General features: G+C 35.8%; 24 protein-coding genes. 12 read left to right on the top strand and 12 right to left on the bottom strand.

The annotated features are described in order from the left end of the window. The first annotated feature begins 74 nt into the window (after positions 1-74). The 3 genes from hutI to M2306_RS04045 are packed head-to-tail and all read left to right on the top strand — an operon-like array spanning position 75 to position 3,076. On the top strand, positions 75-1,328 hold the full coding sequence (gene hutI, locus M2306_RS04055) for an imidazolonepropionase (protein WP_259188119.1): 1,254 nt from the start codon (positions 75-77) through the stop codon (positions 1,326-1,328). A gap of 27 nt (positions 1,329-1,355) precedes the next feature. Further along, positions 1,356-2,402, top strand: coding sequence for a formimidoylglutamase (locus M2306_RS04050; RefSeq protein WP_259188118.1), 1,047 nt, complete (start codon positions 1,356-1,358; stop codon positions 2,400-2,402). After that, positions 2,402-3,076 (top strand): response regulator transcription factor, encoded by a 675-nt coding sequence (locus tag M2306_RS04045; RefSeq protein ID WP_259188117.1) that lies wholly within the window; start codon positions 2,402-2,404, stop codon positions 3,074-3,076. The genes M2306_RS04050 and M2306_RS04045 overlap by 1 nt, the downstream gene beginning before the upstream one ends. 251 nt (positions 3,077-3,327) lie before the next feature. On the opposite strand, the gene aroC is transcribed toward M2306_RS04045, so the two are convergent. The 3 genes from aroC to M2306_RS04030 all read right to left on the bottom strand — a co-directional run bounded on the left by aroC (position 3,328) and on the right by M2306_RS04030 (position 6,076). Then, a complete protein-coding gene (gene aroC, locus M2306_RS04040) occupies positions 3,328-4,416 on the bottom strand; it encodes a chorismate synthase (RefSeq protein ID WP_259188116.1) in 1,089 nt (362 codons plus the stop codon). 62 nt (positions 4,417-4,478) lie between these two features. Then, on the bottom strand, positions 4,479-5,021 hold the full coding sequence (locus M2306_RS04035; RefSeq protein ID WP_259188114.1) for a YqiA/YcfP family alpha/beta fold hydrolase: 543 nt from the start codon (positions 5,019-5,021) through the stop codon (positions 4,479-4,481). 5 nt (positions 5,022-5,026) lie between these two features. Continuing rightward, positions 5,027-6,076: an AI-2E family transporter gene (locus tag M2306_RS04030; RefSeq protein ID WP_002985308.1), complete on the bottom strand. Its 1,050-nt coding sequence runs from the start codon at positions 6,074-6,076 to the stop codon at positions 5,027-5,029. Between the two features lie 155 nt (positions 6,077-6,231). Here M2306_RS04030 and M2306_RS04025 point away from each other — a divergent pair, with 155 nt between their 5' ends. Further along, positions 6,232-7,305: a peptide-N-glycosidase F-related protein gene (locus M2306_RS04025; RefSeq protein ID WP_259188112.1), complete on the top strand. Its 1,074-nt coding sequence runs from the start codon at positions 6,232-6,234 to the stop codon at positions 7,303-7,305. Positions 7,306-7,683: 378 nt separating this feature from the next. On the opposite strand, the gene glmM is transcribed toward M2306_RS04025, so the two are convergent. Beyond that, on the bottom strand, positions 7,684-9,072 hold the full coding sequence (glmM, locus tag M2306_RS04020) for a phosphoglucosamine mutase (RefSeq protein WP_259188110.1): 1,389 nt from the start codon (positions 9,070-9,072) through the stop codon (positions 7,684-7,686). A 99-nt stretch (positions 9,073-9,171) separates the two neighbouring features. Here glmM and M2306_RS04015 point away from each other — a divergent pair, with 99 nt between their 5' ends. The 7 genes from M2306_RS04015 (at position 9,172) to M2306_RS03985 (ending at position 16,364) form a co-directional block, all read left to right on the top strand. Further along, positions 9,172-9,771 carry an acyl carrier protein phosphodiesterase gene (locus M2306_RS04015; RefSeq protein ID WP_115090562.1) on the top strand — a complete coding sequence of 200 codons (600 nt, stop codon included), beginning with the start codon at positions 9,172-9,174 and terminating at the stop codon, positions 9,769-9,771. Positions 9,772-9,841: 70 nt separating this feature from the next. Then, positions 9,842-11,656, top strand: coding sequence for a chloride channel protein (locus M2306_RS04010; protein ID WP_002985317.1), 1,815 nt, complete (start codon positions 9,842-9,844; stop codon positions 11,654-11,656). Positions 11,657-12,768: 1,112 nt separating this feature from the next. Next, complete coding sequence (locus M2306_RS04005; RefSeq protein WP_115091652.1) at positions 12,769-13,143, top strand: winged helix-turn-helix transcriptional regulator; 375 nt, start codon at positions 12,769-12,771, stop codon at positions 13,141-13,143. 6 nt (positions 13,144-13,149) lie between these two features. Continuing rightward, a complete protein-coding gene (locus M2306_RS04000) occupies positions 13,150-13,971 on the top strand; it encodes a serine O-acetyltransferase (protein ID WP_259188107.1) in 822 nt (273 codons plus the stop codon). Between the two features lie 18 nt (positions 13,972-13,989). Next, on the top strand, positions 13,990-14,928 hold the full coding sequence (cysK, locus tag M2306_RS03995; RefSeq protein WP_002985321.1) for a cysteine synthase A: 939 nt from the start codon (positions 13,990-13,992) through the stop codon (positions 14,926-14,928). Positions 14,929-15,073: 145 nt separating this feature from the next. Beyond that, positions 15,074-15,886 carry a 5'-nucleotidase, lipoprotein e(P4) family gene (locus tag M2306_RS03990; protein WP_259188102.1) on the top strand — a complete coding sequence of 271 codons (813 nt, stop codon included), beginning with the start codon at positions 15,074-15,076 and terminating at the stop codon, positions 15,884-15,886. Positions 15,887-15,920: 34 nt separating this feature from the next. Continuing rightward, positions 15,921-16,364 carry a hypothetical protein gene (locus M2306_RS03985; RefSeq protein ID WP_259188100.1) on the top strand — a complete coding sequence of 148 codons (444 nt, stop codon included), beginning with the start codon at positions 15,921-15,923 and terminating at the stop codon, positions 16,362-16,364. 62 nt (positions 16,365-16,426) lie between these two features. On the opposite strand, the gene M2306_RS03980 is transcribed toward M2306_RS03985, so the two are convergent. The 5 genes from M2306_RS03980 to M2306_RS03960 all read right to left on the bottom strand — a co-directional run bounded on the left by M2306_RS03980 (position 16,427) and on the right by M2306_RS03960 (position 20,691). Beyond that, complete coding sequence (locus M2306_RS03980; protein WP_115090566.1) at positions 16,427-16,648, bottom strand: helix-turn-helix domain-containing protein; 222 nt, start codon at positions 16,646-16,648, stop codon at positions 16,427-16,429. A 1,258-nt stretch (positions 16,649-17,906) separates the two neighbouring features. Next, the gene (locus tag M2306_RS03975; protein WP_259188097.1) at positions 17,907-18,710 is read right to left on the bottom strand and encodes a hypothetical protein; all 804 of its coding nucleotides are present in this window, start codon (positions 18,708-18,710) and stop codon (positions 17,907-17,909) included. A gap of 182 nt (positions 18,711-18,892) precedes the next feature. Further along, positions 18,893-19,030: a hypothetical protein gene (locus tag M2306_RS03970; protein WP_259188096.1), complete on the bottom strand. Its 138-nt coding sequence runs from the start codon at positions 19,028-19,030 to the stop codon at positions 18,893-18,895. 177 nt (positions 19,031-19,207) lie between these two features. After that, positions 19,208-20,089: a hypothetical protein gene (locus M2306_RS03965; RefSeq protein ID WP_259188094.1), complete on the bottom strand. Its 882-nt coding sequence runs from the start codon at positions 20,087-20,089 to the stop codon at positions 19,208-19,210. A 134-nt stretch (positions 20,090-20,223) separates the two neighbouring features. Beyond that, positions 20,224-20,691, bottom strand: coding sequence for a hypothetical protein (locus tag M2306_RS03960; RefSeq protein ID WP_259188093.1), 468 nt, complete (start codon positions 20,689-20,691; stop codon positions 20,224-20,226). A 214-nt stretch (positions 20,692-20,905) separates the two neighbouring features. Here M2306_RS03960 and M2306_RS03955 point away from each other — a divergent pair, with 214 nt between their 5' ends. Beyond that, positions 20,906-21,493: a helix-turn-helix domain-containing protein gene (locus M2306_RS03955; RefSeq protein WP_259188091.1), complete on the top strand. Its 588-nt coding sequence runs from the start codon at positions 20,906-20,908 to the stop codon at positions 21,491-21,493. A gap of 57 nt (positions 21,494-21,550) precedes the next feature. Here the strand turns inward: M2306_RS03955 and M2306_RS03950 are convergent, their stop codons facing one another. Genes M2306_RS03950 through M2306_RS03940 form a run of 3 tightly spaced genes read right to left on the bottom strand, consistent with a single transcriptional unit; the run spans position 21,551 to position 24,699 of the window. Continuing rightward, positions 21,551-22,231 (bottom strand): phosphonatase-like hydrolase, encoded by a 681-nt coding sequence (locus tag M2306_RS03950; RefSeq protein WP_115090571.1) that lies wholly within the window; start codon positions 22,229-22,231, stop codon positions 21,551-21,553. A 2-nt stretch (positions 22,232-22,233) separates the two neighbouring features. Beyond that, on the bottom strand, positions 22,234-23,391 hold the full coding sequence (locus M2306_RS03945) for a TIGR03364 family FAD-dependent oxidoreductase (protein WP_259188089.1): 1,158 nt from the start codon (positions 23,389-23,391) through the stop codon (positions 22,234-22,236). 21 nt (positions 23,392-23,412) lie between these two features. Next, a complete protein-coding gene (locus M2306_RS03940) occupies positions 23,413-24,699 on the bottom strand; it encodes a DUF5690 family protein (protein ID WP_259188088.1) in 1,287 nt (428 codons plus the stop codon). Positions 24,700-24,809: the final 110 nt, after the last annotated feature.

Genomic DNA, 24,809 nt, shown 5'->3' with positions numbered 1-24,809 from the left:
TCGTAAATTTGTTTAAATATATGACATTTTTAAACTGTACTTTTAGAGCTACATAAAAAAATTAAAGAACAACCATGAAAATTTTAATAAAAAACATAAAAGAATTACTACAAACAAGAGCAACTTCTATCGACATGATTTCAGGTAGTGACATGAAAATCTTACCTAAAATAGACGATGCTTTTTTACTGATTGAAGATGAACTTATTTTGGATTATGGCTCAATGGCGGATTGTCCAAAAGAAGATGATAGCATCCAAGAAGTAATTGATGCCCAAGGTTGCGTTGTGTTACCAACTTGGGTTGACAGTCACACGCATTTGGTATATGCAGGTAATCGAACTTTGGAATTTGTTGATCGCATCAATGGTTTGAGCTATGAAGAAATTTTCAATCGCGGTGGAGGGATTTTAAATTCAGCCAAAAAACTACAAGAAACGAGTGAAGCTGATTTATACGAGCAATCAAAAGTTCGTGTAGAAGAAGTAATTGCACAAGGAACGGGCGCGGTTGAAATCAAATCGGGTTATGGGTTGACAGTTGAAGCAGAATTAAAGATGTTACGCGTGATTAAACGCTTGAAAGAAAACTATCCCATTGCCATTAAGGCGACTTTTTTAGGTGCGCATGCTTTTCCAAGTGAATACAAAGACAACCATACAGCTTATATTGACCTCATTGTCAATGAAATGATTCCGGCAATTGCTAAAGAAAACTTAGCAGAGTACATTGATGCCTTTTTAGAAACGGGTTATTTCTCTGTGGAAGAAACAGAGCGCATCATGGAGGCAGGAAAACAATATGGTTTACGTGCAAAAATTCACGTCAATCAATTTACGGCTATCAATGGTATTGCCGCTTGTGTAAAACACGATGCCCTTTCTGTAGATCACTTAGAAATTGTAACAGATGAAGATATTGAAGTATTAAAAAACAGCAAAACCATGCCTGTTGCTTTACCTACTTGCTCTTTCTTCATTTCTATTCCTTATACACCCGCAAAAAAAATGTTAGCCGCTGGATTGCCTTTGGCTTTGGCTTCTGATTCCAATCCTGGGACAACACCTTCAGGTAATATGAACTTTGTAGTAGCAACGGCTTGTATTAAAATGAAGTTAACCCCAGAAGAAGCAATCAATGCAGCAACGATCAATGGCGCTTATGCGATGGGCGTTAGTGCAACACATGGTAGTATTACTAAAGGAAAAAAAGCAAGTGTAATTATCACTAAACCTTTGCATTCTTTTTATGAAATACCCTATGCATTTGCTAGTAACCCTATCGGTACTGTCATCTTAAATGGGCAAATTCAACCTTATAAAAACTAATTAAACGCAGCTTTAAAATACCGCGACATGACACAAACTAAACTAACGCTTTTTACAAGAGACAACCTACTTGAATTGACGAGTTTAAGAAATGGAGAAATAAAATTGGGCGAACGCGTTCACGTGATTCAACAGCCTTTAGATTGGGAAAAAGAACTCGCTCAAAATGAAAGCAAATACGTTGTTTTAGGTATTCCGGAAGACATTGGGGTAAAAGCTAATTTTGGTCGTATGGGAACGGCTAGTGCTTGGGAAAAATTTATTGCTACTTTTTTGAATATTCAACACAATAGATTCAACAAGGGATATTGGGTTACCATTCTTGGCCATCTTAATTTTGCTGCTGAAGTAGCAGAAGCTCAACAGTTAGACCCAACAAACAAAGCGGATCGCAAACGCCTTTTTGAACTTGTGCAGCTGATTGATAAAGAGGTTTCTCACCTGATTGCTAAAATCGTAAAGGCAGGTAAAATCCCCATTGTCATTGGCGGTGGTCATAACAATGCTTATGGAAATATCAAAGGAACTGCTTTGGCCAAAGGTAAAGCAATCAATGCCATTAACTTTGATGCCCATACGGATTTTAGACCTTTAGAAGGGAGACATAGCGGTAATGGATTTTCTTATGCTTTTGAAGAAGGATTTTTAAAAAACTACTTTGTTTTTGGATTGCATGAAAACTACACATCCAAAGGTGTTTTCAGTTCTATCAAATTGCATGCAGATCGTGTAAAATACAATACGTATGAGCAGATTAACATCCGCAAAGAAAAGTCATTTAGCAATGAATTACTACTCGCAAAGAAACACATTGATGGAGGATTTTACGGAATTGAAATTGATTTAGACGCGATTCCGCAAGTAGCTAGTAGTGCAATTACTCCTACTGGTTTTTCTGCAGAACGCACCCGTCAATTCTTGCATTTCTTTGCAGAATCGACCAATGTGGCTTACTTGCATATTTGCGAAGGCGCTCCTTCTTTAGATTATCCGACCAATAATCATGTAGTTGGTAAATTAATAGCGTATCTTGTCTCTGATTTTATGAAATCAAATTCAAATAGCCCAAAGTAGTGAATATATTATTAGTTGAAGACGACAAACGAATTAGCGAATTCATAGTCAAAGGATTAGAGGAAAAAGGAATGCATGTACAATTGGCATCTTCTGGGGATGAGGCGAGAAAACTCGTCCTCAATGGCGATTGGGATTTAATCCTCATGGATATAATGCTTCCGGGTATTGATGGCATTCAGCTTACGAAAATGATTCGTTTTAAAAAGGATTATACTCCTATTTTAATGCTGAGTGCCCTTAGTGATACCACAGATAAGATTGATGCTTTAGATGGTGGAGCTGATGATTATCTAACAAAACCTTTTCACTTCAGTGAATTGTTATCACGTATCAATGCCTTAACCCGTCGAACTAAATTCAACTACGAAAATAAAAATAAGTCTTACAATTGTGGAGATCTACAATTGGATCCCGAAAAACACGTGGTTACCCAAGCGGGAAAAATCATTGATTTATCTCCAAAAGAATACAAATTACTGTTGTATTTACTGGAAAATAAAGGACGTGTGATTTCACGAACACAAATTTTGGAACAAGTTTGGGGCATTCAATATGATACCAATACCAATGTGGTAGATGTGTACATTTCGTACATTCGAAATAAAATAGACGAAACACAAGGTAAATTAATTCACACCATCAAAGGAACGGGGTATATGCTCCAAGAATAGTTTTTTTGTTTTTTGTGAAGTTGTTTTTTTGTTCAATTCTTCAATCTTTAGTGCATTTTTATCCTTTATATAAAAGAGAATGACTTGCTGCAAGAGAATTTTAAACAACTTCACAACCTACAACTTCACAACCTACAACTTCACAAAATTGCAGCGTATGTAATCCGTTGTATTAAAAGAAAATCGATTGTTAAAAGATAATTCAAACAATTTTACAGCCAACGCTTTCACAAAGAACCAACTAATTAAAATTATTTTTGATCTTGGAAGTTTTTCCATCCCTGTCTGCCATATTGCTCAATAAGCATATCCAGTAATACCAAAGCAGCCATAGATTCTACGATAGGTACAGCTCTAGGTAATACACAGGCATCGTGGCGTCCTTTTCCCTCTACCGTTACCACTTCATTAGCCGCATTGATAGATGGTTGATCTCTCATGATTGTTGCAGTTGGTTTAAATGCAACATTGAAAAAGATATCCATTCCGTTGCTAATGCCTCCAACAATTCCTCCCGCATTATTTGTTGCAGTGATACCATTCGGCAATAAGATATCATTGTGTTGGCTTCCTCTTAGTTGTGTTCCAGCAAACCCACTGCCAAACTCTACGCCTTTTACGGCATTGATGCTCAACATGGCTTTGGCTAATGCTGCATCTAATTTATCAAAAACTGGAGCCCCTAAACCAACGGGAACCTGTTGTATTACACAAGTAATCACCCCTCCTACTGAGTCCCCTTCTTTCTTTACTTGTCGAATTAGTTCCTCCATTGCTTGTGCCACTTTTGGATCAGGGCAACGCACAGCATTGGATTCTATCTCATTGAAATCTAACGCCGTATACGGTTGTTCTACGCGAATATCTCCTACAGCAGACACATAAGCTGTAATTTGCATAGGAGCTAGAATTTGTTTGGCAATTGCTCCGCCTACTACCCTACAAGCAGTTTCACGAGCCGAGCTTCTTCCTCCCCCTCTATAATCGCGTATTCCGTATTTTTGATCGTATACATAGTCCGCATGACTCGGTCGATAAGCGTGTTTAATATGCTCGTAATCCTTGGATTTTGAATTGGTATTTTCAATAGTAAAACCAATGGGAGTTCCAGTTGTGATTCCCTCAAAAATACCCGATAAAAAACGAACTTCATCAGCCTCTTTGCGCTGGGTGACCAAGGTAGATTGCCCAGGCTTTCGTCTGTCCATTTCCTGTTGAATTGCCCGCATATCGAGCACTACTCCAGCAGGACATCCATCAATAATGCCTCCCAAAGCTTCGCCATGTGATTCCCCAAAAGTCGTTAGGCTAAAATAGTTGCCAAAGGTATTTCCATTCATAATCCAATACTATCATTTAATTGAGCCAAACAAAGATACTTCAAACCAATCGTTTCTTTCTTTTATTTCGCTAAAATCAGTCGTTGACGTTCCACATAATCTGCAAGAAGCGGTAGATATTGTTCAAATAAAGGCAATCGATGAGAATCCTCTATATAGAGAACCTCACTATTTGCACATTGATACGGATTCAACGCTTGTAAGTCTAAAGTTTCATCTTGTTTTCCAATCAGAAGAAAAGCATCTTCTGGCGTAGGAATATCGAGTAGGCTATTTTTTAAATTGGGGGTAAAGACTAAATCTTTATTTAATCGATGAGAATAACTCAACAACGGACTCAACAAAATAAGAATGGTTTGAAGCCCTTGTGCTTTGCGTTTTTCCTTCCATTGATAAGCAAAATTAGCCCCTGTTGAATCTCCAATAAGGAGTAGTGTTTCTTCCTGTTCAACCGCTGGATGCCCTTGCATCAACCACGTACTAAAATCCGTTTCTGGTGTCCATTCTACACAACTCGCTTGATAAATAGCGAAATATTTTTCTACCAATACATACTTTCTTGACTCCCTATTAGAGCCATATCCATGAATATAAATCAACTGCATGCTATCTATTTTTCAATAATTTTAGCCTTATTGGCCTCCACAAATTCTCTGTAGTATATCTTTATTAACCACATGAAAAGAGAAAATAAAATTGGTCCGAATATAATTCCGATGAATCCAAACACATTCACCCCAACAATCACTCCAAAAATAGTAATTAGAGGATGGACATCTGCCATTTTCTTTTGCAGTAAAAATCGAATTAAGTTATCTGAAGTTCCCACTACCACTAAGCAATAGATTAATAAACCGATAGCACTTCCCTGCTGACCATTTGCCAACATCATAACGATTAAAGGAATGTAAATCACTGCTGCTCCAACAACAGGCAACAAAGAGGCAAAAGCCGTAAGAATAAAAAACACAAAAGCATCTTCTACCCCAAAGATTAAATACCCTATAAACGCAACAATACCTTGAATAAAAGCAGTTAGCGGTACTCCTACACTATTGGAAACAACCAAGCGTTTCATGTCTACTTTCAACTCATCCATGTTATTGGCCTGCATAGGTAAATAGCGCGTTAACCAAGCTTGAATTTGTTGATATTCCTTCAATAGAAAATACAGCATCAAATACGCCACTCCAATTTCCACGACGCTATTTACGGAAGTATTCACAATAGCTTGAAAAGCTTGTGTTCCCAACTCTGTTGCTTTGCTAATTGTATTTTCATTGAAAATATCGATATTATAACTCTCTCGTAAACTGCGAACCGTCGATTCAATTCCGGCTTGAATTTTATCTTTGTCTTGTAGAACCACCAAGACCTTTTGGGTGATTGTTTGAATTAACAAATACAAGGGAGCAAGAACCAACATGCTACTTCCTAGCATCAAAGCTATAATAGATAAATTCTTGTTCCACCCTTTTTTCTGTGTCATCCAACGATAAGGAGGTAAGAGTAACACAGTCAAGCACAAAGCTCCTAAAAAACCAGGCAGAAAAAAAACGAGATTACTTGCCAACAAGTAAAATACAAACAAGATTAAAACTAGAAATCCCAACTGTACTAAAATAGAATTGGGAATTAACGGTTTTGGATTCGAAGTCATATAGAAATCATTAAAACGTAAGGTTTAAAGTTATAAAAAATAACAATTCACAACCGATTAATTCCTTCAAATCCTATAAATATATTTTACCCATCTGTATTATTTTTTGTTTTTTTTAACTATATTCACACTTTTATAACACTTAACAAAAAACAATGAGCAAAAAAATTTTATTACTTAGTTTTTTAGTTTGCGGTTTACTACTAGGCACCGCTTGTTCTTCGGATGATTCTTCGCCAAAAAAAGAAAAACCAAATCCTGATGATGATGGTCCAGTAATTGAAGAACCAGCCAAAACAGGAACTTTTAACTATACTACATTTAAAGATGTCAAAGTAGGTTTTGGTGATGGTTTATCTCAAAGTGCTGAAGGAACCTTTACTTTTCCAACCGATATAGAAAAAGTGCAAACCATTAAGATGTATGTACAAAACCCATGTCAAAATAAAGAATGTGATGAATGGGATCGCTTTGCCAATGTGTATGTAAAAAATAAAAAAACCAACGAATGGTATGAAATTGGTCGTTTTATCACTCCATATTGGGTAGGTTCTGAAAAGTTACCTAGAGGATGGGAATTTGACGTAACTGATTTCAAATCACTATTAACAGGAGATGTAGAGTTAAAAATATATACAGAAACTTGGTTAGCTAAAGGACGTGTATACAGCGTTGATTTTGATTTCATCTATGGAGAAACGGCTTATCAATATTCTGCTGTTGTTCCTTTGTTCCAATACAATCAATCGTCTATTGACGGCGTTCCGTATGGAACAGCACAAACAACGGATTTAGCAAGAAGTATTAAGCTACCTGCTAATACTGAACTGGCTTATTTCAGAACAACCATTTCAGGTTGGGGACATGCAACGCCAAACGATGCTGGTGGTAGAGGATGTGCAGAATGGTGCTATAGAACTCATCATATTCAATTAGAAGGAAGCAACGCCTTTGAACATTATATGGGGCCTATTGGTTGTGCCAATAATCCAATCAACAATCAAGCACCTGGAAACTGGAAACCTGATCGCGCGGGTTGGTGTCCAGGTATGGTAGTTCCTCCTTATATCAATAACCTTACGGGGGATTTGAAAAACAAAACCTTGAATTTCAATTATAAATTAGAACCTTGGACAGCGAACAACCCTGAAAATAAAGCATTCTATGCTATTTCTACGTTTGTTGTTGTTCATAGTACTACACCGATTCAACCTGCTGTTGTTCAATAAATGGGTGAGATTGGTGAGGTGATGAGATTGGTGAGGTGATGAGATTGGTGAGATGGTGAGGCGATGAGAGGTTGAGGTGATGAGATTGGTGAGGCTGAGAGGCGGTGAAATCGAAACGAAGTGAAAATCGGAACGAAGTGTAGATTCATCGAACACCAAAACAAAATAGCAACTCGGTGTGATATATTCATCGAATACGAAAACAATTATAAACCCATGAGATAGATGGTGAGATGATGAGAAATTAAAAATTTAATCTATAAAAAAAAGCGAAAGAATCTTCTTTCGCTTTTTTATTCATTTATATCTGATTGATTTTTGCCCATTATGTACATTTAATGGCTATATCGCTCTTCTTTTCTTCGTTTTCTTTATCAATTAGATTCCAGCAATTACGCGTAATTCTTCCATCATACGAGCAGCTAAACCATCCGCTTCCTCTTGAGAAGGGGCTTCTGTATAAATACGGATAATTGGTTCTGTATTGGATTTTCTCAAGTGTACCCAACTCGTTGGAAAGTCAATTTTCACTCCATCGATTGTGCTAACTTCTTGATTTTTATAATTTTCAGCAATTAGTTCTAAAATCATATCAACATTCAATTTAGGTGTCAATTCGATTTTATTTTTACTCATATAATATTGAGGATACGTTGCTCTTAATTCAGCTACAGATAACGTTTGATTTGCTAAATGAGTTAAGAATAAAGCGACTCCAACTAAAGCATCGCGTCCGTAGTGGATTTCAGGATAAATAATCCCTCCATTTCCTTCACCACCGATTACAGCATTTGTTGCTTTCATCAATTCTACCACATTCACCTCTCCTACTGCTGCAGCTCCATAATTTCCTCCTCTATTTACTGTTACATCACGTAAAGCACGAGACGACGATAGATTTGAAACGGTATTTCCTGGGGTTTTACTCAATACGTAATCCGCTACCGCTACTAACGTATATTCTTCCCCAAACATTTCACCATCATTTGAGATAAAAGCCAAACGATCTACATCTGGATCCACAACGATTCCCAAATCTGCTTTTTCTGCTTTTACTAAAGCACAAATATCTTGTAAGTGTTCTTTTAATGGTTCTGGATTATGTGGAAAATGTCCTGTTGGATCACAATATAACTCCACTACTTCAACGCCAAGTTTTCGCAACAAGTCTGGAATAATAATCCCTCCCGAAGAGTTAACACCATCTACAACTACTTTAAACTTACGTTTTTTGATTGCTTCTACATCAACTAATTTTAATTTTAAAATTTCTTCGATGTGAATATCCATATAATCATTTCTTGTGGTAATGCTTCCCAAACGATCTACTTCTGCAAAAACATAAGCATCTTGATCTGCAATTTCCAAAATGATTTCCCCTTCAGCACCGCTTAAAAACTCTCCTTTATCGTTTAATAATTTTAAAGCATTCCACTGTTTCGGGTTATGTGAAGCCGTTAGGATAATTCCACCATCTGCACCTTCCATCGGAACAGCTACTTCTACTGTTGGTGTTGTAGACAGACCTAAGTCAATTACATCAATCCCCAAGCCAACTAATGTATGCATCACCAAATTGTGAATCATAGGGCCTGATAGACGTGCATCACGACCAATAACTACTTTCAATTGGTCTTTACCACTATTATTTTTCAAGAATGTTCCGTAAGCAGAAGCAAATTTAACTGCATCAATGGGAGTTAAATTAAAACCTACCTTACCTCCTATTGTACCTCGTATTCCTGAAATTGATTTTATCAATGTCATATTTCTATTTTTTTTCTTACCAACAAATATAAAACAATTCAATCGCTTATACTTTCAAATACTAAGGTAAAATTGTAAATTTGAGTTCAAAGCAATCAGATGAATTTTTTAGCACATGTTTATTTGTCGGGACAAGACGAGCAAAAAGCCATTGGCAATTTTATTGCGGACAGTGTTCGCGGCAAGCAATATTTAGATTTTCCAAAAGGCATTCAGCATGGAATCCTCTTGCATCGCGAGATTGACACCTATACAGATAACCATTCCATTTGGCGCAAGGACAAAAAAATATTAGTTCCAACTTACAATCATTATGCGGCAGTGATTATCGATATGTATTACGATCATTTTCTGGCCAAGAATTGGACCATGTATCACGAGGTGCCTTTAGCTACATATACTGCTAATTTTTACGATACCTTAGCGCGCAATTTTGATTTACTTCCTGCAAAGATTCAGAACTTTTTACCCATTATGATTCGAGAAAATTGGTTTATGTGTTATGAAACGGTGGAAGGATTAGGCTATATTCTCTCTCAAATGGATAGACGAACCAAGGGAATTTCGAAAATGTCTCAGGCGACAAGAGAACTAATCGAACACTATGCTGTATTAGAAACTGATTTTACTCAATTTTTTAAAGAATTAGAAAACCACGTTATTTCCATTCAACAAACTTCCCGTTTTACGGATATTTAATCTGTTTTTTATATAAAAAAATATTGAGAAGCGGATTACTTATATCGACTATTTAGGCTATTTTTGCAAGATGAAAATCTGGAATAAAAAACGTATTGCGTACTATTTTAAGCAAACCTTTCGGTATGCTGAAGGTATTTTATTTTTTTTAAAATCGATTCTTTCGGATCGCCAATTTTTGTATTTATCCTGTGTATTAGTAGGGGCTTCCAGTGCAATAGCAGTGACCATTTTAAAGTCATTTGCCCATGCTGTTTTCAAATTTGCCACCTATATTGACAATATTTCTCACCTGCCCTACACCAATAGTATTTTACCTATTATCGGTATTCTATTGACGGTATTTGTGGTGCGTAAATTTTTAAATGGCAGCATTGAAAAAGGAACGTATCAAATTATGATTGCTGTCGCAAAACATTCTGGAGTCATGCCTAAAAAGCAAATGTACTCTCAGATTGTTACGAGTTCCTTGACGGTGGGTATGGGAGGATCACTCGGATTAGAATCGCCAATTGCTATTACAGGAGCTGCCTTTGGATCTAATTTTGCACAAAATTACAAGCTCAGCTATAAGGATCGTATTTTACTTTTAGGTTGTGGTGTAGCTGCGGGTATTTCTGCTGCTTTTAATGCACCTATTGCAGGTGTCCTTTTTGCCATTGAGATTGTATTAGCGGATATTACGGTTTCTGCTTTTATTCCGATTATGATTGCCTCTGCAACAGGAACGATTGTCACTGATTTAATTATCAAAGAAGATATATTACTTTCCTTTAAGAAACAGCTGGTATTCGATACGTTCAATACGGGATATTACGTTATTTTAGGGGTTCTTGCCGGATTATTCTGCGTGTACCACGCGCGTATGTTTCGAAAAACAGAAGCCTATATTTCTAAGTTTACGAATCACGTCTATAAAAAAGCACTGATAGGTGCAACCATGTTAGCTGTTTTAATCTTCCTCTTTCCCACCCTTTTTGGTGAGGGATATGAAAGTATAAAAATACTAGCAGGTGATCAACCTGAAGCGATACTCAACAATACCTTATTAAAAAATTTCGCAACCAATGAATGGGTTCTTCTCCTTTTTGTTGCAGGTGCTGCCTTAGTTAAAACATTCGCTGTTGGATTGACCATGGGAAGTGGAGGAAATGGAGGAAACTTTGCTCCTTCTCTATTTGTTGGTTCTTACCTCGGTTTTACAGTAGCTAAATTCTTATCCCTTTTAGGTGTAAAAGACATGCCCATTCACAACTTTACCGTCGTTGGAATGGCGGGTGTAATCAGTGGTTTGTTTCACGCTCCCCTTACTGGAATCTTCTTAATTGCGGAAATTACGGGAGGTTATGGTTTAATGGTGCCGCTATTGATTGTTTCTTCTATCAGTTTTGCCATTGCAAAACACATGGAAAAGTACTCGATGGATATTAAATCTATTGCGGAAACAGGGATGGTTTTCACCTCTGATAAAGACGCGAATATTTTATCGACAATTAATGCACATGATTTCATTCGCAATGATATCCACATTTTAAAGTCAACACAAACGACACAAGATGCGGTAACTATATTCACACAAACCCAGCAGGAATTTATTCCTGTTGTGGATGACAATCAAACGCTTGTAGGAGTTATTAACCTCAATCACGTGCGTCCTATTGTATTTAGTACGTTTCAAACGAAATTTACTCCCTTGTCTGATTTGATTGAGCAACCGATTACGGTTTCTTACGATGACAGTACCAAGCACATAATCAATCGCTTTGACCTAAGAAAGTCTGACTTTTTATTGGTGCAAAAGGATAAAGCTTATTTTGGTTATATCTTAAAAGCGGATATGTTAGAAGCTTATCGAAATAACTTGAAATCACTTTCAATTAATTAAACGGAAAGAATATAAGGAATTAATTGTACAGTGGTACTAAGGGTTATCGGTTATGGGTTAAAGGTTATGGTTATGGGTTATGGTTATGGGTTATGGTTATGGGTTATGGGTTATGGTTATGGGTTATGGGTTATGAGTTAAAGGTTATGAGTTAAAGGTTGTGGTTATGAGGGGGAGGTGATGGGTATAGTCTGATTTCATCTTTAATCGATAAAACCCACGATTTCACAAAGCACAAACCTCACAGCCTAGCGTGAGCGCGGGATGCGACCCTTCCTTCGTCAGGGAGACATACAGAGCGGAGCAACTGATTAAAGTATTGCTTTTTTATTTTTTTACTAAAGGCTTTTTTGATAATTTCTTCGGTTAAAGAAGAATGTCTCACCGTTATGGGGTATGGTTGTATATGTTTCTTATTTTAGACTATCTACAGTAGATGGTTGACTGTCAGCTATAAGCCTTTTTTTTCGTACAAACTATCTACAGTAAACCGTTAACTGTAAACCATAAACCGTTAACCAATTTTACGCATCAAGCGCAAAAGTTGGGGACTAATTATAGAGCTTTTGCGCGAAACGTAATATAGCATTGTTAACCTTTCGAAAATAAGAACTCAGTTTCTGCCTTTGAGATACAGTTCATGAGTTAAGGTAGAAATAATAGAGAGTGCCATTTTGGGGGCACTCTCTTGTATTATAGTATCTTTGTATTTGTTACTTACCATTGAAATAGAACAACAAAACAACAAAACCAAATTCCTTACAAGTAGCCGCTCAAAAGAAATCTTAAAAATAAATCTATTTCAAAACAAACATACAAAGAACTATGCATTCTTTACAGAGCGTTTAAACTAACGCTCCTCACTTTTCTTAAATCAAAGATACAGATTAATTTACTGAAACCTTGCATCCTTGACTTCGCTTTTAACAATTATTATCCCAAAAAGATACCCATTGTTCGCAATGAGTATATTTATTACACTATAAAAACTAATTTTCGCCACATTTAGTAGAAAAATATACTAAATAAACGTTAACCACCTTGTGAATTGTGCACTTTTGCTTACATTAGCTTTCTATAAAGGAAGTAACTTTCCTAAAAGAAACTTAAAAATGGCAACCTTAGATCTTCATACGATTCAACATACCCTCCATTGCATTAGTGGCAAGTGGAGAATTCCAATATTGATCGCTTTATTTCACTTGGATAAGGCTCGTTATTCTAGCATACAGCAGTATTTACCAAAAATTGGAAGTAAAATGCTCACTTCAGAATTGAAGATATTGGAACAATTGAACCTTATTGAACGCATCATTACAGAAACACCTGTAACCATTGAATATCAATTGAGTGCTAAAGGCCAATCCTTACGTCCCGTTTTAGAAGCGCTTTCAGGTTGGGGAGCCAATGAACTTCCCGTAAAAGCAACCCAGCTCACGGCTGAAAACAAACATGAAATCAATCATTTCTTAACCATCAATATCTAATATCTAATGGATTTTATTCAAGAATTACTGCATAAAAATGAAAGCACCAATGCTTTTCTAGATAAAAAAAGAATGGAACAGTTTACAGATACACTTTTTCATTTTTTATTTCAATTAGAAGATAAGAGATATCACTCTGAACAAGCCATTAATATTCGATTAAATACATTAAAGAATGAAATGATTTCCATTTTATTTAGTATTAATAATCAAGAAGACCGCTCACATCAGATTGCGCATGACTTTTTTGAAGCTCTTCCTAATATATATCAATTGTTAAACACGGATGCAACGGCTATTTTAGAAAATGACCCTGCAGCAACATGCTTACAAGAAGTACACATTGCTTATCCTGGATTTTACGCGATTGCCATCTACCGCTTTGCGCATCAATTGCAGCGACAAAACGTGCGATTACTTCCCCGTATTTGGACGGAATATGCCCACAATAAAACTGGTATTGACATCCACCCTGCCGCTTCGATTGGTTCGCACTTTTGCATTGACCACGGAACAGGTATTGTAATTGGAGAAACTTGCGTTATTAGAACCAATGTAAAGATATATCAAGGAGTGACATTAGGGGCGATATCTGTTTCCAAAGATAAAGCCAATACACGTCGACACCCCTTTATTGAAGACAATGTAGTTATTTACTCAGGGGCAACTATATTGGGCGGAGATACCATCATTGGTCATGATTCTGTCATTGGAGGTAACGTTTGGTTAACCAAAAGTGTAGATCCCAATTCTATTATTTACAGCAAAAGTAAAGTCTATTCAAAGTATACAGACAAATATCCAGAACCTATCAATTTTATTATATAACGACACAAAAAAATAGTTATGAAAGCACAAAACATTTTAGACACTATTGGGCGTACCCCACATGTAAAAATCAATAAACTTTTCCCTTCAAACCTTAATGTATGGATGAAGTTAGAAAAACAAAATCCGGGAGGAAGTTTAAAAGATCGCATTGCCTTAGCGATGATTGAAGATGCAGAGGCAAAAGGATTAATTAATAAAGACACGACGATTATTGAACCTACTTCAGGAAACACGGGAGTTGGATTAGCGATGGTCTGCGCTGTTAAAGGCTACCAATTGATTTTGGTTATGCCAGAATCCATGAGTATTGAACGCAGAAAATTAATGGCTGCTTTTGGGGCGAAATTCGTTTTAACACCAAGAGAATTAGGAACAGCAGGATCTGTTGCAAAAGCTACGGAATTGGCAGAACAAATGGAAAATGCATGGGTTCCACAGCAATTTAATAATTTTTCAAATCCTGAAATTCACCGTAAAACGACCGCTTTAGAAATTATCAATGATTTCCCAGAAGGTATTGATTATTTTATTACAGGCGTTGGAACTGGAGGACATATTACAGGAGTAGCTGAAGTCTTAAAAGAGAAATTTCCAAAACTAAAAGTATACGCCGTTGAACCTAAGAACTCACCTGTATTAAGTGGTGGACAACCAGGTCCTCACCCATTACAAGGTATTGGAGCTGGATTTGTTCCTAAGGTGGTAAATACCGCTATTTTTGATGGGATTATTACCATTGACAAAGAAGAAGCTTTTGAATATACTAATCGCGTTGCAAAAGAAGAAGGAATCTTAGCGGGTATTTCAACGGGAACATCGTTGGCTGCTATCGCACAAAAACTACCTGAGATTGAAGCAGGAGCTACGATTTTAACGTTCAACTATGACACAGGAGAACGCTATTGGTCTGTTGATGATTTATTTGACGAAAAAGCGGCTGAATACAAAGAGTAAGCCTTGCAACTAATATAGCTAAAACCTTTCTACCTCAAAGTAGAAAGGTTTTTTTATGGAGGCAACTTTACCTTCCACTACATAATTCCTTCTATTCTAATTTTATGTTGTATTTTTGCAGTATAATAAACAGTAAAACTAGAATATGTTAAAAAGAACTTTCCTCCTTGCAGGACTTCTTGTTTTATCCGCATGTAAAACAACTCCTTCAAGTCAAGTTACTTCAACAACCAATCCTTTACACCATATTGAAGTAAATGGCAAACTATACGCGGCGGTATTTCAACAAAATGCTGCTGAACATCAAGCCTTAGCTGCACAAGCCTTCAATATAGCGACCTTGAGAGTGGATGAAATCTTAACACAACAATTCGACAAACCATTGGCTATTGTGACCGATATTGACGAAACGTTTTTAGACAACTCCCCTTATGCCGTTGAGATGGCACGTCAAGGAAAAGTATTCAGCGAAGAAACGTGGAATGCTTGGACTTCTAAAGGAGAAGCATTACCACTATTAGGTAGTTTAGAATTTTTCAACTACGCAGCTTCTAAAGGAATCGAAGTGTACTATATTACGAATCGTACGCAAAATGACAAAGCGGGTACGATGAAGAATTTAAAAAAATACAACTACCCTTTTGCTGATGATCAACATGTAATTGTTCGCACGACAGAATCTAGCAAAGAAACAAGAAGACAAAAATTAAGTGAAACACACGAAATTGTAATGCTTCTTGGTGACAACCTTTCTGATTTCTCTACTGCTTTTGATAAAAAAACACAAGCAGAGCGCTTGCAAAATGTAAAAAATAACCAAGCGTTATTTGGCAAGCGATTCATTGTTTTACCAAATACAGGATATGGAGATTGGGAATCTGCTTTGTTAGAATACAAGCGCAATCTGACAACCGAAGAGAAAGACAACCTATACAATAAAAGCGTCAAAGGCTTTTAACCCAACAAAAATAAAAAATTAATAACTCGACAAAATGAAAAAATTAGTAGCTATTTGTGCTTTTTTGGCTTTGCCATTTGCCATCAGCAGTTGTTCAAGTGATGATAACTCAGTGATCCGCAAAAAAAGCGATTATGAAGGAACATGGGTAACGGATAGTTTATTCTATTCTATTCCTAATGGTCCATCTATGAAACATAAATTTTCAGACATGCCTGGTGGAGAAAATGCAGTTACTGAGGATGTAATGACTTTGACAGAAGACAAAGCAACACTAGTAGAGACTACGCGCAAAGGCGCTGTAAGTCCAGAAGTTCAAGGCGTAATTAAAGATCAACTAATTACATTCACTAGTGAAGATCCTAGACATACACCGAGAAAAATACAAGCGGTTACAGAACAAAAGTTAACCGTAGTATATGATATCAGTATGAGAGGAGATAAACTTCCTGTTACTGTAACATACAAAAGAAAATAATCTCGCATAAAATAAAAAGCCTTCGTCATAGAAGGCTTTTTTATTAGGCTTGAGATGCTGTCTTATACTTGAGCTAGACCACAAAATTCTTGAAGTGACAAAGCTCTGGCGTTACAAATTTTAATTAATGTGTTTAAACTAATCGCATAGGTATCGTCATCTTTAATCAAACGTACAATTTTTTCATCAATGCCATGATCTCGTGCAAACTGACTATTATTGGAATGTTTGATTAACCATTCGTCTCTGATAAACTCGACGATTTTTCTATTCTTATTGTGCATAGTAAATTTTTATACCTTTTTTTTCGGAAAACATTCCGAGTTTTATTTTTTTTTGTATCTTAGCAAAACGATAATCAATACAGACTTGGTTGTTCTCATTCGTGGTGATTTATAGACCATACCTAAACTTCACTTATTTTTAGTTACACGTATACCACAAAGTATTTTTAGGTCTGTTTATATAAACCTTGTTGTTTATTTAACTCCATTAGCCCAAACGTTTGAAACAGCAGCTACCTAAAAATGGGCTTTAGGTTAACTGTTCGTTTACTACGCGTATTGATTGCGTAAAAGCAGATTATTCTGTATCACTGCAAAAAGGGTCATATCCTCTTATGCAGCTCCTCTTAAGACAAAAGCCTCAAGGTTTATGAACTTGATATCTTATTTTACATGATTTTGCACTCTAAAAATAAAGACTTTCTTGTTTTTTTCCAAAAGAAAACCGCTTAAACCAAGGATATTTGTTAAAGAGGGACGTATTGCGATAGTTCAGCTTATAAACTGAACTATCCACACAACCAAAACTCGCAATATATACTATTGCGTTTACCATAAACTTAGTTTTTATCTCCCAACAAACTAAGATAATACAACATAAAAAGAGAAAATTGCGCTCAAATGCAGTTCACATTTTCTTTTTTATCTCATTCAATGTAATTTTTTTTAAATACGTTTTTGTTGCTTGTTTAGTATCAATAGCGAAGGAATTGCCCTGATACGCCTGTTAGATAAAGGAATCCTACGATATTTATCACTAAATACACAAGATGATAGGAATGTAAAGAGATTAAATATCTCGTTTTTTGTTTGTTTAGCCCTGCTCAGAACATCTGTTTTTGGGCAGGTTTAACCAACATCCCATCCAAGAAAATAATGTTTAACCCCCTTTATATTAGTTCTTTTAAAATTAAGAAACATACACTGTCTCAATCTCAGATAATTTGACGTTTTTTAGCTATACAATCAGTCATAATTCACGAATAAACCGTGTCAAATATTTACAATACGATTATATAATATATACTTGAGACAGTAGAAACAACTCTTTTTTCAACATACGCAGTTGCTGTAGAACACAGCGAGCGTACAGACTACTTATGCCTATTTCACGGTGTTCCTCGTGTTTGTATTGGGAGACACAACCGCAAGAAAACACTGTGTTATAGGCTGTTTTTATAGTATAAATTATAGTTGTGTTTGGTAAAATAGCGCTTATTTGTAGTATTTACGATACGCCTATGGCCTTATCTATTTTCTAATTTACACGAGACGCTGTTTGCAGTATCATTACGCCATTCCTTGCATTTGAACCATAAATAGCAGTAGCTTGGGTTCCTTTTAAGACAACGGAAGACAAAAATTCCTGCTCTTCGAGTTGATTAAGTTCCTCTAAATATACCCTTTTATCATCAATGATCACGAGGGGTTGTTCCAAAGGATTGCTAAGCTCTATTCCATTTTTATGGAACTCTGCCTCAATTTTTATATACACCTTCGATTTTTGAGCTTCCTCTCTAATCGGTTGATCCACGATAAGATTTTGCATCCCATTGTAGTAAGCACCCGAAGGTAGTTGCAGTATAAAGAGCTGTATTTCATCCGAAATAATACGGGAGTAAATCTGACTTAATCTTACTCCTATTTCTCGATTACACCCCAACGATTTTTCAAAATACTGTTGATCTTCCACCCACTCAATGCTTATAGGAGAGCAATCAATAGCTACTATAGGTTTTAATTGTTTTACTTCATCAAGCGTTACTATTTCTTCTATTCCTTTCGATTGAATTTCAAACACCAATTCTTCCTTTGTAACTATATTGGTAAATACACGTCGAAATTCAAACGTATCTTTCCAAGTATAGGTTCCATTTCGTGACTTAATACGAACTATTTTTTTCGGTAATTGAAAAATTGAATCTAATCTACTTCCTGCTACAGGAGCTGTTCGATTCTTAAAAAAAAGTTCAATTATTCGATCTTGATCCATTTCAATTGTATTTTGACTATAGCTAAAAGTTGCTACAAGAAATAGTGCTAGGAAAAATATAACTCGCATAATATTGGTCTATTTATTTTTAAAATTTTAGTGTACATGTAATTCGCTTCATCTCCTACTCCATCAATATAAGATACCCTTTACACAGTCATTTTTCTACTAAATGAAGTTCTTTTTTTAGAACCAATCGGTTCCTAATAAAATACGCTTGCTTCTATATTATTTTTTTAAAAATAACAAGGTTATTTCTTAATTGTCATTTGATTGACAATTTCCTTTAACAGTGCTTTTCGCTTTGTGGCAGCCTCTTGTTCTTTTTGTTTCTTTTTCGCGATTTTATCTTTAACTACTTTGCGATTTGCAGGTGTATTTCTCCCCATGGTTTCTCCTATTTATAAGCGTTGAACTGCATCTATTCCACAACAAAAGTAATATATTTGACCTTAAAGAATAATTTCACCATCTTTAAAATCATAAAAAAAGCAGGTTTCATTCCTAAAACCTGCTTTTTTATACTACTTCAACTGGAACCTTACTGATTCCTTTATACTCGTATTTTACAACTGAATAATTCCAGCTCCAGAGATTCTACCACTTGCGTGTACGAAATCATTCATCGATTCATTTTGTGCTGTTGTCAATTTGCTGTAATTGATATCTAATTTTGAACGACTCATAGCTAAATCAAACAATTCTTTTTGAATTGCTTTTTGTCTACTTGCATCCGTTGAGGTCTTGAATTCTTGCACCAATTCCATCTCTTTTTTATATGAGGCAATAACATCTGCTTGATCCACATCAGGTAATACTAACGCTAGTCCATCAGGTTCTGTAATGGTGCATTCCCCGTCTTCAATGCGGTTTTGCTGATAAAAACCTTTTTCTTCTTCCACTAGCATCTCTTCATAAAACGCAATAAATTCAGCCTTAGTAAAAAACTTATTGAAGAAATTTCCAACGGCTTTTTTATCATACGTAATTTGCTCTTCAGGATACTCCTCTCCTAAGAAATAAGTACATCTATACAAGTTATTATCGATGAATAGTGCATTGGTTGATTTGATATTATCTTCATAACTCACCCCGTCAATCCATACTTCTCTCCTCGTAGCACCAAACTTATCAAAGTTCCCTTCAGTCGCATACACCATCGAATAAATATAGTGAGGCTCTAGTGTTGGGTTAATAATACCTCCTGAATTTTGCTTGAATACGTTGAATGAAGTTTTTTGATTGTTATACGTCAATTCGTGTATTCCTCCATCTAACTTCAGTACTTCATAACTCTGAGGATCAAGAACATACGCCTTGTCATCAATTGACACTTTTATTTCTTGCGCTGTTGGGTTAGATAAATAAAAGTCTTGTCTTTTAAACGGATCATCACAACTGATGAAGGTCATAATCGTTAGCAAAAAAGCTAAAAATCGTAATTTCATAGTATTTATTTTAATTTAAAAAGGGGGCAAAAATATTGATTTGAGCTGTGTAATCCTAGATTTGATCGCATTATTACATCAACGACGTTCATCTTTAGTTCGTCCTTTATTTCTCATCTATTTAATATCAATACTTAACAAAAAACATATCCCTCGGTCTTTAAGAAAGCAATAAGTTTGTCGTAATTTTTGTATTCAAACGCTCTAAATTTAAACTTTTTATTTGTTTGTTTACTTATTACCGTGAATGTTTTTGTATGAGGATTATGTCCAATATTATCGTGTCCTTCCTGAATTATCACATCATGTTTAGCTATATAAATTGATTTACTTAACAATCTTTCCATTTTGATTCCCGTATCGGAAATCGCTATACTTTTACAATTTGAAATCAAATAATATTGCATAGCAAAAAAAAGTACTAAGAGAAAAACTATTGCAACCACATCATATAGCTCTCTTTCAAAATATCCTTTAAAAACGATTCCTGAATAAGTAAAGAGATTATAAATAAGTCCACCTAAAAACACAAGATTCAAAAAGAAAAATAGTGGATATAAAAAGAAAAACTTCAAACTGTATTTCGATTTTATTATTTCCATTTTTAATTCATTATACGTTTAGTTCAATTTAAAAGCGACAAATTTAACTCTTATAATGAATTTGATTTCACTAAAGAAGTCTTAAACAAATATTAAATAAACCACGAATACATCTTAACGCTAAACATCATAAAAACGCAAGGTTTTCTTGTTTTCAAAAGCAGATGAACTAGCTAAAAGTTTACTATATTTGTTATTAAACACGAACAACAGCATGGATAATTATCTCATCGGTATCGGCAAGAGAATTAAAGAAATTAGAAAGCGCAATAAATACACCATTACTCAAGTTGCAACTAAAGCAGAGGTGAGCAATGGATTAATTTCAAAAATTGAAAATGGTAGAACGATACCTTCCCTCCCTGTTCTATTGCATTTAATACAAGCACTTGATGTGGAGGTTGGTGAGTTTTTTAAACACATCACATTAGCAGAAAAGGGAAATTTTGTTTTGTGCAAACAAGCGGATTATACGGTGATTGAAAAAGAAGAGATGGCCGTTGGTTTTGAGTATCGCTCCATTTTTTCCAAGCAACTAAATTCTTGTGGATTCGAAACAGTTCTCTTGGAGATCAAACCAAATTCCAAGAGAGACAAAGTTGAAACCGATGCTTTTGAGTTTAAGTATATGATTAAAGGCGAATGTACGTATGTAATTGGTGAAGAGGAAGTACTTGTTCAAACGGGAGATTCCATTTTATTTGACGGTAGAATTCCGCACGTACCTATCAATCAAACGCAAGAAAATTGTTTGATGTTGGTCGTTTACTTTTTTTATGACAAAAATGATTCAATCTTATAATTCAAAAAGGGATAGCTTTACTTAAAAATGCTATCCCTTTTTTGCTATAATCACTTCCTACACTAACACATCTTGTAGCTCAACGAGTGTTTCCACAATCATCGTTGGCTCTGCTGTTTCAAGTAAAGCTCTATTTTGAGCTCCTGTTAATACCCCAACTACCATACCGCAGTTTGCATTTTTCCCTTCTTGAATATCAATAATAGAATCACCTGCTTTGAGTACTTGTTGAGCATCTTCAATATTAAACTGTTTCATCGCCAGTTCTATCATCGCTGGTGAAGGTCTTCCCTCTTTTACATCATCAGCAGTAATTAAACCATCAATGGTAATTCCGACGCGCCAATTCAATTTATCTAACAGTTTATTTGCCGTTTTGGCATCATATCCTGTATTTAGAACGACTTTGATATCGTGATTTCTCAACACTTTAAAAAAGTCTTCCATTCCATCAAACGTTTTCACTGGAAAAATAGTATACGCATCTTCTAAGTGTTTTTTAAAGTTTTTAAAGATCAAATTTGCCTGCTGATCCACTTCTTTCTCCGTTGTACAAGCCTGAAGAATATCTTTAATCGCCTGTAGCTTTTCTTTTCCTGCCCCATGGATTAAAGTTTGCTCCAAATTTACGTCGTATCCTTCTTCACAAATAGCCTTACATACCGTTTTGTACACTACATTATCTTCGTCTACCGTAGTTCCCGCCATATCGAAAACTACCAATGCTATATTTTTCATTTTTATTTAAATAATCTATTAATATTTTCTTTTGCATATCCTGCACTTCCTGTCATCCCTTTTCCGCCAATACCTGTCACAATATGTATATTTTGACCAATTGTTTCATTAAAGATATCTGCATTTTTGCATTGTGCATAAACACCAAACCACGTATCTCTAATCTCATAACTCGGTAAATGGATTATTTTCTTGGCTTCTTCTATCATAAATGCATTGATTTCTTGTTTGATGTCAAATCCCAAATCATCTTTGTTTGCTGCATCTGCATATTCGTGTGAATCTCCAATGATAATGGATCCATCAGTAGCTTGCTTAAACAAAATATGCACGCCCCATTTCTTTTCTAAACTATCTTTGCTTTCCCTCGCTTTGATTGCTTGAAAAGAGGGGCATTCATAAAAAGCTTCATAGCGACGAATAGACAATCCGGTCAATATAGACCCACGTAATTGATACGTGTTTGGCTGTACTACCGTTTGCATCATTTGCAACTTCGTTACTTCCATATCACTTTGTTCAAATAAAGAATGAAATAAGGTTTTAAACTCTGAACCACAACAAATCACAACTTTAGTAGCGTGAAGTACTTGTCCACCTGCGGTTGTTATCGCTACGCCATCCAGCTGTTCCTCACAGTGAATCACCTGCATTTGATACTTAAACGAAACACCTAAATGCTCCTGCATATAGTGATGTAAACGGTGAATCATCACTCTTGGTTCTACCGTTACCTCTTGTGGAAAGTACAGCCCTCCTTTTACATACGATTCCTTCACTCCATCGTATCGCTCTAGACATGCTTGTTTTGTCAATAGCATCGACTCGTATTCATTCCCTTTATTTATTGCATGTAATTCTTCTAACAAAGTCAACTCTTCTTCATTAGATGCCAAGTAAACGGAACCATTATTTCGAACCGATATATCGAATTTACTTTGAATTTCCTTGTACAATTGCAAACTTTCTCTTCCGTAATTCTGCCATTTGGTATTCATTCCTGAAGGAACCACTTGCCCAAAGTTGCGAACGGTAGCACTCACTGGTTGCTTGTCTTTTTCGATTACTGCCACGCGCAATCCCTTTTGTGCGGCGTGATAAGCATGGAAGGTTCCTAAAACCCCACCACCAACTACTATTAAATCATATTTACTATTCATATCTTCTACTTCTTAGTACACTTATGCTGTTACATTATTTAAAATCGGTTTTTTTTCAATTTGCTTCTTAAAGAACCACACCACTCCAAGAGCTACGATTAATATAACTAGGGCAGATTCTACATTTAATCGGATAAAGAAATCCGTCCATCGTTGTTCAAAACCAATAACCTCTCGCAACAGCAATACAATCACACTTCCAAAATAACCCAATGAATCGGCGAAATAGAACAAGAAACCTACATTTCCTTTGAAGCTCAATAGAGCCACTAATCGCTCAAAAATCAGGCAATGAAACAGAATATAAGGAAGGTATACACCAATTCCTGAAACAACCATCCATACCACGGCAGACACTTGTCCTTCTTTGAAGAGTATGGTTGTTCCCATCATGGCCAATGCCCCTACAACCGTTAAGTAAATGCCAATATTAAACGCCTTGCGATTGTCTTTAATTAAAACGCAACAAGCAGCAATGACTAACACAATAAGTGCTACGGGAATTTCGGTTAAGGTAATTAGCTTCGGAGCACCAGATGTTCCTTGTTCCTCCCAAAACTCAACCACGAAATTATCTCTAAAGTCTCGAACAATGGTCAGGATAACATAGATGAGCACTAGCCCCAAATAACCTAAACCATTTGCTTTCAAAAATGCTTTGCGATCTTTCTTATACATGGGTTTGCGCTCACTACGAGCCTCAATATCATGTTGCGAAGGGCCTTTACAGGCATTCATAAGAAACGAACACAAGAGAAACAAAGGAAAAAACAGTAAACCTGTAAAAAAAGGCATGTCATATTCATTCACCCCAAAATTGGCAATCAATACTAAACCAATCGTTTTCACAAATCCTGTTGAAAAGATAAAAGTTGCACTTAAAGCAGCTGCTAACAACTCTGTATTCTTGCGTCCTTCAATATAAGAGAAGACGATTCCGAAAATCATCCCTAAAGGCAAACCATTTAAAAACAAGGCTATAAATTTCCATTGCGAAGGTAAAATTGCAAACAATCCCAACATGGCTAAGCCGAAAGTTGTCGCACCAATCAACCAATACAGTCGACTACTTTTTGACATTTCTGAGACAATTTTAATGCCCACAAACTTGGAAATCATATACCCCAATACTTGACTAATAACAAGTAAAACCTTCGGATCCATATTCAAGAACACCTGCATATCTTCATATTGTCCAGCTAGAAAAGACTTGCGCACCGCGTACATTCCGGTGTAACAAATAAAAACAGAGATCAATAAAAACCATGTTTCTACATTTTTACTCTTTGTAAACTTAAATAACTCCATCAGGCTATTGTTTTATTATTTATAAACAAATGTAATTCAAAGAAAACAAGGGCATATTACGGAATCGTAAACTTTATGTTACCATTCAAAAACCAAACAACAACCTATAA

The sequence above is a fragment of the Myroides gitamensis genome (assembly GCF_029894455.1).
GTDB classification, from domain to species: domain Bacteria; phylum Bacteroidota; class Bacteroidia; order Flavobacteriales; family Flavobacteriaceae; genus Flavobacterium; species Flavobacterium odoratum.
Note: the sequence above shows the minus strand (reverse complement) of the source record. Positions and strands in the feature narration are given on the sequence as shown.